The sequence below is a fragment of the Rhodococcus sp. AW25M09 genome (genome assembly GCF_000333955.1).
Taxonomy (GTDB): Bacteria; Actinomycetota; Actinomycetes; order Mycobacteriales; family Mycobacteriaceae; genus Rhodococcoides.
The window spans coordinates 1-10,233 of record NZ_CAPS01000141.1 but is presented as its reverse complement, the minus strand read 5'-3'; the positions used below and the strand labels follow the sequence as shown (position 1 = coordinate 10,233).

At 66.1% G+C, this 10,233-nt stretch carries 9 protein-coding genes; 7 read left to right on the top strand and 2 right to left on the bottom strand.

The genetic code is table 11. The features are described from left to right. The first annotated feature begins 636 nt into the window (after positions 1-636). Positions 637-933 carry a hypothetical protein gene (locus RHODMAR_RS25205; RefSeq protein WP_008720468.1) on the top strand — a complete coding sequence of 99 codons (297 nt, stop codon included), beginning with the start codon at positions 637-639 and terminating at the stop codon, positions 931-933. A gap of 494 nt (positions 934-1,427) precedes the next feature. On the opposite strand, the gene RHODMAR_RS25200 is transcribed toward RHODMAR_RS25205, so the two are convergent. Together RHODMAR_RS25200 and RHODMAR_RS25195 are read right to left on the bottom strand one after the other, a co-directional pair. Then, a complete protein-coding gene (locus tag RHODMAR_RS25200) occupies positions 1,428-2,384 on the bottom strand; it encodes a M56 family metallopeptidase (protein ID WP_008720467.1) in 957 nt (318 codons plus the stop codon). Next, the gene (locus RHODMAR_RS25195; protein WP_008720466.1) at positions 2,381-2,758 is read right to left on the bottom strand and encodes a BlaI/MecI/CopY family transcriptional regulator; all 378 of its coding nucleotides are present in this window, start codon (positions 2,756-2,758) and stop codon (positions 2,381-2,383) included. Before RHODMAR_RS25195 ends, RHODMAR_RS25200 begins: the two co-directional genes overlap by 4 nt. Before the next feature lie 428 nt (positions 2,759-3,186). Between RHODMAR_RS25195 and RHODMAR_RS25190 the strand changes: the two genes are divergently transcribed. From RHODMAR_RS25190 to RHODMAR_RS25165, 6 genes are all read left to right on the top strand, one after another. After that, positions 3,187-3,546 carry a MerR family transcriptional regulator gene (locus tag RHODMAR_RS25190; RefSeq protein WP_008720465.1) on the top strand — a complete coding sequence of 120 codons (360 nt, stop codon included), beginning with the start codon at positions 3,187-3,189 and terminating at the stop codon, positions 3,544-3,546. Positions 3,547-3,843: 297 nt separating this feature from the next. Then, complete coding sequence (locus tag RHODMAR_RS25185) at positions 3,844-4,224, top strand: ArsR/SmtB family transcription factor (protein ID WP_008720464.1); 381 nt, start codon at positions 3,844-3,846, stop codon at positions 4,222-4,224. Next, positions 4,221-6,176, top strand: a complete 1,956-nt coding sequence (locus RHODMAR_RS25180; RefSeq protein ID WP_008720463.1) for a heavy metal translocating P-type ATPase — start codon at positions 4,221-4,223, stop codon at positions 6,174-6,176. The genes RHODMAR_RS25185 and RHODMAR_RS25180 overlap by 4 nt, the downstream gene beginning before the upstream one ends. Beyond that, positions 6,173-6,718, top strand: a complete 546-nt coding sequence (locus RHODMAR_RS25175; protein ID WP_008720462.1) for a signal peptidase II — start codon at positions 6,173-6,175, stop codon at positions 6,716-6,718. The genes RHODMAR_RS25180 and RHODMAR_RS25175 overlap by 4 nt, the downstream gene beginning before the upstream one ends. 94 nt (positions 6,719-6,812) lie before the next feature. Further along, positions 6,813-7,415 (top strand): cadmium resistance transporter, encoded by a 603-nt coding sequence (locus RHODMAR_RS25170; protein WP_008720461.1) that lies wholly within the window; start codon positions 6,813-6,815, stop codon positions 7,413-7,415. Between the two features lie 339 nt (positions 7,416-7,754). Then, the coding region (locus RHODMAR_RS25165) for an AMP-binding protein (RefSeq protein ID WP_008720460.1) at positions 7,755-10,233 on the top strand (2,479 nt) is incomplete at its 3' end.

Below are 10,233 nucleotides of genomic sequence, written 5' to 3'. Positions count from 1 at the left end.
TTCTGGGTCTCCCGCTGTGGACAACCGCGGGTGGTTCGCCCGCATCGCTACGCGTTGGCCATCGCGCTCGGTGGGTCGATCGATGAGTCGGTGAACGCATTGCACATGTCCGACAACCCGATCTGTGTACGAGTGACGCTGGACGAGGCGCAGCAACAGCCTCTTCACGTGGTCGACGGGAACCAATCGCAGAATCTGCGCGACATGGCCGCGAAAGGTCGCGGCGGTGGACGCCGCCGACCCGGGCTTTGGTACGGGCCGGATCGAGCCGCACGGGCGACGCGCGCCGGTTGCGTACGGCGGTACGCCATGGCCGAGACGACGTATCGGTGCAGGCAGCCTACTGAAGAGCGGTACACCCACGCTGTTCTCTCTAGCGTCGACGGATCGCAACCCACAGTCCGCAACGTCGGCAGATATAGGCAGCTCCCCCTGCCAGGGAGTGCAACTTCACGGTCGGGAAATCGCGACCACAGCAGGAACAGGCCGAGGTGCCGTCACTCTCACTGGACAGATTCATGAGCAAGCCCTTTCCGTCGAGAGTGACGGGAGAAGTTCGGCACTCCGTCTCCTTCCGCGTAATCGAATTCTACGACCTGTGCGCTGCCAACTTCAGCACGGATATACCGTGGGTGGATGGAGATCACCCTGCAGTATTTCGACGGTTGCCCGAACTGGACGGTCACTGCTGAACGGTTGCAGCTCCTCGCCGCGGAACACTCGGACGCCGTGCTCGTCTATCAACGCGTGGACACGGTGGACATGGCCGAACAGGTGCGTTTTCGTGGCTCTCCGACCGTTCTCGTCGACGGCGTCGACGTCATGGGCGACACATCCGCCGCAGTCGGTCTGGCCTGCCGTGTGTACATGACAGGTGACGGGCCGGCGGGTGCGCCGAGCATGGCTCAGCTCCGGGAAGCCATCCTCGGCTGACACCCGAATCGGGATACCCCAGGGGGTACTCATTGGTATCGTCGGTGACATACAGTCAGCTGATCGGCATGGTCGACGGGGCACAGCTCCGGAGGCCGGTTTGCTGAAAGCACTGACGGTGTTCGGCGTGCTGTTAATGCCTTCGGTGACACCGAACAATGAAGGTGATACAGCCGTGCTCGGGGGCCCGCATCCCTTTTTGAGTGCGGAGTCGCGGACGTCGCTGAATCCGGCGGTCGTCGATCCGACGAGATGTCCCGTGCGGGCGTTCTTCATCCCGCAGATGCGGGCCGTCCCGTCTCGACGGACCAGGGATCGACGCAGTTCGCAACCGTCGACACCGACGGCAACCTGATCGCCTTGCATAACGACGCCCCCGCACCCGAGGGACAGTTCTACCCGTCGCTCGACGGACGAGGGCGCACGATTGAAATTGGCTCGGCGCGGCGACTGCCGTCACCACTGACCGATCGACCCGCTCTTGGCAGGACCACTCAAGAGCCCATCGGACCACACATGATCACACCCGCAGCGGCGAGGGCACCGAACACGATCGGACTCGCGGTGATCGAGAGGACGATCAAGGACAGTTGGGTGCGGGCCCGCGCGTGCACGGGGGTGGACACAGCGACGGTGAGGCGATGAGCACGAGCGAGCACGTCGCCTCCGCTCGCGCCGAGGGCACCCGCGGGAGCGACGGACGAACCAGTGAGGGCGAGCAGACCACCGAGTAGCGCCCGCCGACCATGGGAGCGGGCAGCGCTGTCGTCCGCGCACATCTCGAGCAGCAGGGCGATCTCGGTCGCCCCGTCGCGGAACAACCGCATCCATGGAGCTGCCGCGGCGAGTCCGCGAACAGAGGCAAGCAGCAGGTGATGGCGACCGATTAGGTGAGCACGTTCGTGCGCCAAGACGGCGCCTAACTGATCCGGGACGAGTGCATCCAGGGCACCAGTAGTGATCACGATGGTCTTCGGACGGCCAGCAACGCAGTAGGCGAGCCGATCCGCGGTGTCGACGACCACCGCGTCGGTACCGGGCAGGCGTTGGCCGATCACCCTCGCCGTCCGGGCGTGGCGAAGCGTGTGCGTTCGCATCCGCAGCATGCCCCGCCCAGCCCTCCACACCACCAACGGAAGCGCCGCCGCAGCGACCGCGGAGACTGCTATCAGTGTTCCCTGAAGCAGTGCTGCGGCACGGCCGTCGATCGACCGGAGCACCTCGACGACGCACGCTGACACCCAGTGAGCGTCTCTGTTCCAATGCACCGCTTCGGTGACGAGCATGATCGCCGCGCCGGTCCAGGTCAGGATCACCACCGCCATTGCTGCACTCCAGGCAGCTATCCCGAGCTGCGGAGCGATGCCCCGGCGGGTCAGTCGCGCGAGCACAGGCGGACCGGCTACCGAGACCACGAGCCCGTAGAGCAGCAGGCACAGAGTCAGAGTCATCGCGACTGGCCGGGGTCGGTCAGTCTGCGCAACGCTCTTCGCACACGCTCCGACTCTTCGTCGCTCATCTGCTCGACGAAATGGGTGAGCACCAGGTCCGACTTGCCGCCCGCAGCGAACGCGTGACGCATCAGCCGGGCACTGTGCTCCTCGCGAGACAACGTCGGCCAGTAGTCGAACGCCTTGCCCCTACGGGTGCGCTCCAACCAGCCCTTACGGTGCAGGTTGTCCATCGTCGACATCACCGTGGTGTAGGCAATCACCCGCTGCTCGGCCAATTCGTCGAACAACTCCCGCACGGTGCTTCGCGCACCGCGGGCCCACAGGCGATCCATCACTACCGCCTCGAGTTCACCGAATCCGTTCACCCGCACCTATCGCCTCCTGCCCTGTCGTCTCCTGATCCTAGGGTCGTCGGTAACACGACATCTACTATCTATGTACGTACTCAGTATATGGTCGTGATGTCCCGTCTCCTCGGGACCAGAATTGAGGGAGATTCCGATGACCGAACTGATGACCAACCTGCAGACGTGGTGGGATTGCCAGATCATGATGGCCACCGGCATGTGTGGGGACATGTGCGCCGCAATGATGTGTTGCTGACCGGCTGACGACCTGCGATAGGATACTTCCCCCGACTTCCCGAAAAGCGGGGGAAGCTTGCCGGGCGAGCCTCTCGCGCGGCGTCGTACAGAACGAATCGACAGGGCGAGCGCAGTCTTTGACGATTGCGTACGGACGAAGACCAGGCTTGCCGAAGCCCTGCTGATCTGATCTCGTAACTCTCCTCGGCGACGGGGTGCCGGCGACGACGCTGCGCTTCCACGAAAGCGAGGGGCTGCTGCCGGCGGACCGAGCCCCGAACGGGTACCGCGTCTACGACAAACGAGCACAGCAACGGTTGGCGTTCATCACCGCCGCGAAAAGCTCGAAACTGACGCTGCCACAGATCAAGACGATGCTGCGCGCATGGGAGAACGACTCCTGCGCCGCTGTGAAGACCGGGCTGCGGCCAACACTGCGCGAGCACATCACCCGGGAGGAGGAGTCGATCGCGCAGCTCACCGAGCTGCATGCCGCAATGACCGGTGCGTTCGATCGTCTCGACGACACTCCCGACGCGTCGGCGCGCCGTTCGACCCGCAATGCAGCTGGTTGACCTCGGCCTCCTCGCCGTCTCGGACGGATTCGGCGAGTAGGGAATCGAAAGCGCCTTCGTAGCAGGTGCCACCGCGATCGGGAAGTCGGCGATCTCGACCGCGCCGTACGGAGCAACTGCGGTTTGTCGCGTGCGTCCGCAGGTCCGGTGACCGGGTCCCACACCACGGAGGTGTTCTTCGTCGTGCCGTCGTCCTGTCTCAGTACGGCACGACGAGGATCGGACTCGTGCCGACGAGACCGGGGCCGAGCATTCACGCATAGCGATCATACCGGGCTTAGATGCTATCATCGTTGCATGACGATCAATAAGGATGGCCGCCTGCCCGGCGGTTCCACGTCGACTTTCGATGCGGCAGTGTCGTTGTTCCACAGCCTTTCCGATGCGACACGGTTGGCTATCGTTCGCCGTCTCGCCAGCAGGGAGGTGCGTGTAGCGGACCTGGTGAGCGAGCTGGGGCTGGCACAGTCGACGGTATCGGCGCACATGGCGTGCCTGCGGGACTGCGGATTGGTCGTCGGTCGCCCCCAGGGCCGGCAGGTGTTCTACTCCCTCGTCCGGCCGGAACTGTTGGACCTGCTCGCTTCGGCCGAGACCCTCCTCGCCGTCACGGGGAACGCGGTGGCACTCTGCCCGGTTTACGGCACCGCGCCCGCCGGGTCGGCGGTGACCGGATGAGCGACGCATGCGGCTGCGGCCACGACGAACCCCGCCTGGACGGCGACGAGGAGCACGAACCCGACAAGCTGTGGCAGATCACCGAGATCCGAGCTGCCGCGGTGGCCGGTGCACTGCTGGCGGCAGGGCTGATCATTGACTGGATCGGCGGCCCTGATCGGCTGACCCTGGTGCTCGAATCACTCGCGTTGATCGTCGCCGGCTACACCTTCGTCCCGTCGACCCTTCGGCGGCTCGCGCGCGGCAAGATCGGTGTCGGCACCCTGATGACCATCGCGGCGGTCGGTGCCGTGATCCTTGGTGAGGTCGGCGAGGCCGCGATGCTCGCGTTCTTGTTCGCGATCAGCGAGGGCCTCGAGGAGTACGCGGTCGCCCGCACACGGCGAGGTCTACGGGCACTGTTGTCCCTGGTTCCCGACACCGCCACAGTCCGACGAGACGGCCTCGAGCAGGCGGTGTCGCCGACCGAGTTGATGCTCGGGGAGATGATGATCGTCAAGCCCGGCGAGCGCATCGCCACCGACGGCACCATCCGCCGCGGCACCACCGCGCTCGACACCTCGGCGATCACCGGCGAATCGGTGCCCGTCGAGGCCGGGCCCGGCGACGACGTGTATGCCGGGGCGATCAACGGAACCGGCGTTCTCGAGGTGGAGGTCTCCGCACGTGCCGAGGACAACTCGCTGGCCAAGATCGTCCGGATCGTCGAGGCCGAGCAGTCCCGCAAGGGTGAGGCTCAGCGGTTGGCCGACACGATCGCCAGGCCCCTGGTGCCGGCAATCATGGTCGCCGCCGCCCTCATCGCCGCCGTGGGCAGCCTGCTCGGCGAACCACGGGTATGGATCGAACGCGCACTGGTCGTCCTCGTCGCCGCCTCACCGTGCGCACTGGCCATCGCCGTCCCGGTCACCGTCGTCGCGGCGATCGGCGCCGCCAGCAAACTCGGCGTCCTGGTCAAGGGAGGCTCAGCTCTTGAGGCGCTGGGCCGCATCCGCGTGATCGCGCTCGACAAGACCGGCACCCTGACCCGCAACAAGCCGGTCGTCATCGACGTCGCCACCGCGGACGGTGCGACCCGCGAACAGGTCCTCGCCGTGGCCGCAGCGCTGGAAGTGCGCAGCGAGCACCCCCTGGCCGCGGCGATCCTCGCCGCCGTCGACGACCACACACCCGCCGACGACGTCGTCGCAGTCACCGGAGCCGGCCTCACCGGCCGCCTCTGCGGCGACGACGTCCGCCTCGGCCGACCAGGGTGGATCGACCCCGGCCCGCTGGCCGCGGACGTGGAACGGATGCAGCACGCCGGAGCCACCGCCGTCCTCGTCGAACAGGACGGCCGCACCCTCGGCGCGATAGCGGTCCGCGACGAACTGCGACCCGAAGCCGCGGAAGTCGTCGCCGGTCTCCGCCGCGACGGGTACCACGTCGCGATGCTCACCGGGGACAACGAACGCACCGCCCGCGCACTGGCCGCCGACGTCGGCATCGAGGAGGTCCACGCGGATCTGCGACCGGAGGACAAAGCACGCATCATCGGCGACCTGAAGGGCCGCCGGTCGACCGCGATGGTCGGCGACGGCGTCAACGACGCCCCCGCACTGGCCACCGCCGACCTCGGTATCGCCATGGGCGCCATGGGCACCGACGTGGCCATCGAGACCGCCGACGTCGCCCTGATGGGTGAGGACCTGCGGCACCTGCCGCACGCCCTGGCCCACGCGCGCCGATCCCGACGCATCATGCTGCAGAACGTCGGGCTGTCGCTGGCGATCATCACCGTGCTGATGCCGCTCGCCCTGTTCGGAATCCTCGGCCTGGCCGCGGTGGTGCTGGTGCACGAACTCGCCGAGATCGTGGTCATCGCCAACGGAGTCCGCGCCGGCCGCACCCACCCCCTGTCCGCCGCAGCGGTGCCCGCACCTGCCCCGGCAGCAGCCGAGGCCTGGACATGAGCCCAGACCCCACTTCGGGCCCGATGCCGGGTGTCTCGACCGGGGGACGCTCGGCGACTCGATCCCGGTGGACCCTGGCGATCGTCGTCGCCGTCCTCGTCGCGGCGGCACTCGCGGCCGACCCCGTCGCCCGCCGCGCACTCTCCGACGGCCGCGTCATCGAACTGGGGTTGCTGCAACTCAGGCTTGCCTACAACAGCGGTGTCGCCTTCAGCGTCGGGAACGGGCTGCCGCCAGGGGTCATCATCGCGGTCACCGCCATCATCACTCTCGCCATCGCCGTGTACGCGTGGCGCACCGTCCCCGTCGGCTCACTGACCGGGACGGTGGGGCTGTCGGCGGTCGTCGCCGGAGCGGCCGCCAACGTCATCGACCGCGCTGCCGACGGCCGCGTGACGGACTACTTCCACACCGGATGGTGGCCCACCTTCAACCTCGCCGACACCTACCTCACATGCGGCGTAGTCCTGGTCGTCCTCGCGTCGCTCCGGGAGGGCCGAACCCGCGTCGATCCCACGGGCACGGAGCAACGATCCGTATGACTGCTCCCCGACCTCGAATCCGATCGACCTCCATGACGGTCGCGTGCGGCACCGGGGGCGTCCGGTTACATCCTCACCGACGCCCGGTGCGGCAGTGATCACCACCATCGCCGCGGCAGTGGCGATGTTCGCCGGCACCAACATCGACGACATCGTCGTGCTGACGGTGCTGTTCGTCGCCTCCGCCAGCCAGGGTAGGCCGCGGGCGTGGCAGATCGTCACCGGCCAGTACCTCGGCCTGATCACCCTCGTCGCGACCAGCGTCGTCGCCGCTCTGGGACTGGTGATCGTGCCGCAAGAATGGGTCGGGCTACTCGGTGTGCTGCCCCTGTCGCTGGGGCTCTGGACGCTGATCCGCTGGCTGCGCAGCGACGACGAGGACGAACCCCCGGTCGCTGCCACCGGAATGGCAGGCGTTGCTGCCATCACCATCGCCAACGGTGCCGACAACATCGCCGTCTACACCCCGGTCTTTCGGACGCTCGGTCCACCACAGACCGCAGTCACCATCGCCGTGTTCCTGATCTGCGTCGGGATCTGGTGCTACGCCGGCAGGCTGCTGGGCACTCGCAGGAAGGTCGTCGACACTCTCGAACGGGTCGAGCACTGGCTCGTCCCAGCGGTGTTCATCGGCTTGGGTCTCTTCATCCTCCTCGAATCCGGAGTTCTCGCCCGGCTGATCGCCGCCGCGTCATGACCGACACCCGCTCGCGCGCAGCCTGCGGAACCGCTACGGCCCGACTCAGATCGGTTCCCGCCACCGCCCGGTGGCGTCACCTCCATGCCATCGATCGAAGCGTGAGGGTGAGCAAAGGGCGGCGCATCGATACTCGGTCGATCCGTCGGCGATCATCAGATCGACCACGGTGCGACAATCGGACCGGACTTGCCGAATCGACCGCCGAGTAGGCGTCGCTGACCCCGATCATCTGTGTCCGAGCGGTGTGTGGACAGACGAGCCACGCTCGTCCGCGCGGGCGCGGAGTCGTATTCGTCGCCGGAAGGTTAGGTTCGGCAGCCCTTATAGACTCGCTCGGTGCCCAGAGACTTCAACCGCCCGAAACGCCCCAGTGTGCGCTTAGCGCACGATTTGGGCAGATTCGGTGACGCACCGGGTCTGATATCGGTGAACGAGACGATCACCTACCGCGACCTGGACGAGCGCATCGACCGGCAGGCGGCCAGACTTGGACGTGGCCGTCGTCTGGTACTGATCGCCGGCACCAACAAGGTCGAGGTCGTCGTCACCTACCTCGCGGCGCTGCGTGCAGGACACCCCGTACTGCTGGCCTCGGACGACAATCCCGACCATCTCGACGGGCTCATCGACACATATCGGCCCGATGTGGTGGTGCGCACCCTCGACGGCAACACAGTCGTCGAAGAACTCGATCGACAATCCAGACATGAGCTGCACCCTGATCTCGCGTTGCTGCTGAGCACCTCGGGTTCGACCGGATCACCCAAACTCGTCCGTCTCTCGCACGACAACGTGCAGGCCAACGCCGAGTCGATTGCCGAATACCTGGGCATCCGCCCCACCGACCGTGCCGTGACCACGCTACCCATGCACTACTGCTATGGGCTTTCGGTCGTCCACAGCCACCTCCTGCGCGGTGCCGCCTTGATTCTGACCAACTCTTCGGTCACAGATACTCGACTGTGGGACCTTGCGCGCACCCACCGCGCCTCCACCTTCGCGGGTGTGCCGTACACCTTCGATCTGCTCGACCGTATCGGGTTCGAACAGCTGAATCTTCACGACCTGCGGTACGTCACGCAGGCCGGCGGAAAGCTGTCGCCCGATCGCGTCCGCACGTATGCCGAGCTGGGCCGACGCCAGGGATGGGACTTGTTCGTCATGTACGGGCAAACGGAGGCGACCGCCCGAATGGCGTATCTGCCACCGGATCTTGCCGCCGCTCATCCGCATTCCATCGGACGGCCGATTCCCGACGGGTCCTTTCGGCTCGATCCGGTCGCGGATGCCCCGGACGGGACGGGTGAGCTCGTCTATTCGGGGCCGAACGTCATGCTCGGCTACGCACACGACCCCGGCGACTTGCGCCTGGGTGACACGCTCGCCGGCGAGCTGCGAACAGGCGACCTGGCCCGGCGAACGGCCGATGGACTGTACGAAGTGGTCGGCCGACGCAGCCGTTTCGCGAAAGTGTTCGGTCTACGTATCGATCTGCACCGCGTCGAGTCCGCGCTCGCACACCTGGGATTGACCGTGTGCTGCACCGACGGCACGGACGAACTCGTCGTCGTCGCGGAGAACGCTGACGTCGCCGACGTGCGACGCTTGACAGCACAGTTCAGCGGCCTTCCCGCAACAGCAGTTCGGGTGTGTGTCGTCGATGAGCTGCCGCGCACCTCCACCGGCAAACCCGATGCGCGAGCGGTCGCGGAATTCGCAGGCAAGCCCGGCCCTGTTCAGCCCACCTCGACGACGACAAAGCCCGAGACCACCGATGTCAAAGCGATGTATGCCGAGGTCCTGCATCACGCAAGGGTCGACGACGACAGCACGTTCGTGAGCTTGGGCGGTGACTCTTTGTCGTATGTGCGGATGTCCATTCGGCTGGAGGAGCTGCTCGGTCACCTCCCGGCGGACTGGCACAACACCCGAGTCGTGGACTTCGTTCAGGCACCGCACCTGCGCCGCGGCTGGCGACGGGTGGAGACCAACGTTGTGCTGCGCGCCCTTGCGATCGTGCTGATCACCGGCTCGCACATACACCTGTTTTCGGTGCTCGGCGGGGCGCACGTGCTTCTCGGAATCGCCGGCTACAACTTCGCCCGCTTCCACCTCGGCGCGGTCGATCGCACCGCCCGCGCACGCAATGCTGTGCGCAGCGTCGCTCGGATCGCCATCCCCAGCATGGTGTGGATCGGGGCCATCATCGCTCTGACCGGGGACTACCGCATCACCAGTGCATTGCTGCTCAACGGAATCTTCGGCCCGGACGGTTGGTCTGTCGAATGGCGATACTGGTTCGTCGAGGCGATTGTGTACATCGTCCTCGTAGCCGCCGCTGTGCTCTATGTTCCGGCGGTCGCACGTCTCGAACGCAGTCACCCGTTCTGGTTTCCTATGGGGTTGGTGGCATTGGGCCTGGTTACCCGTTACGGATTGATCGAGATCGACGACAGCCGCAATCGCATTCTGACCGCGGCGGTTGTCTTCTGGTTGTTCGCCCTCGGCTGGGCCGCCGCCCGGGCGCAGACCGTGTGGCATCGAGTGGGGGTCACCGCGGCAATCGTGCTATCGATTCCCGGGTTCTTCTTCGGCGACATCCAGCGAGAAGTCATCGTGATTGTCGGACTTTGCCTGCTGGTGTGGCTCACATCCGTCCCATGTCCCGCAGTTGTGGGCCGGGTTGCGGGGGTGTTGGCAAGCGCGTCACTCTACATCTACCTGACCCATTTTCAGGTCTATCTACCGCTGCGCGACGACCATCCCTGGACAGCATTCGCCCTGTCGATCGTCGTGGGGGTTGTCTACTGGCAGG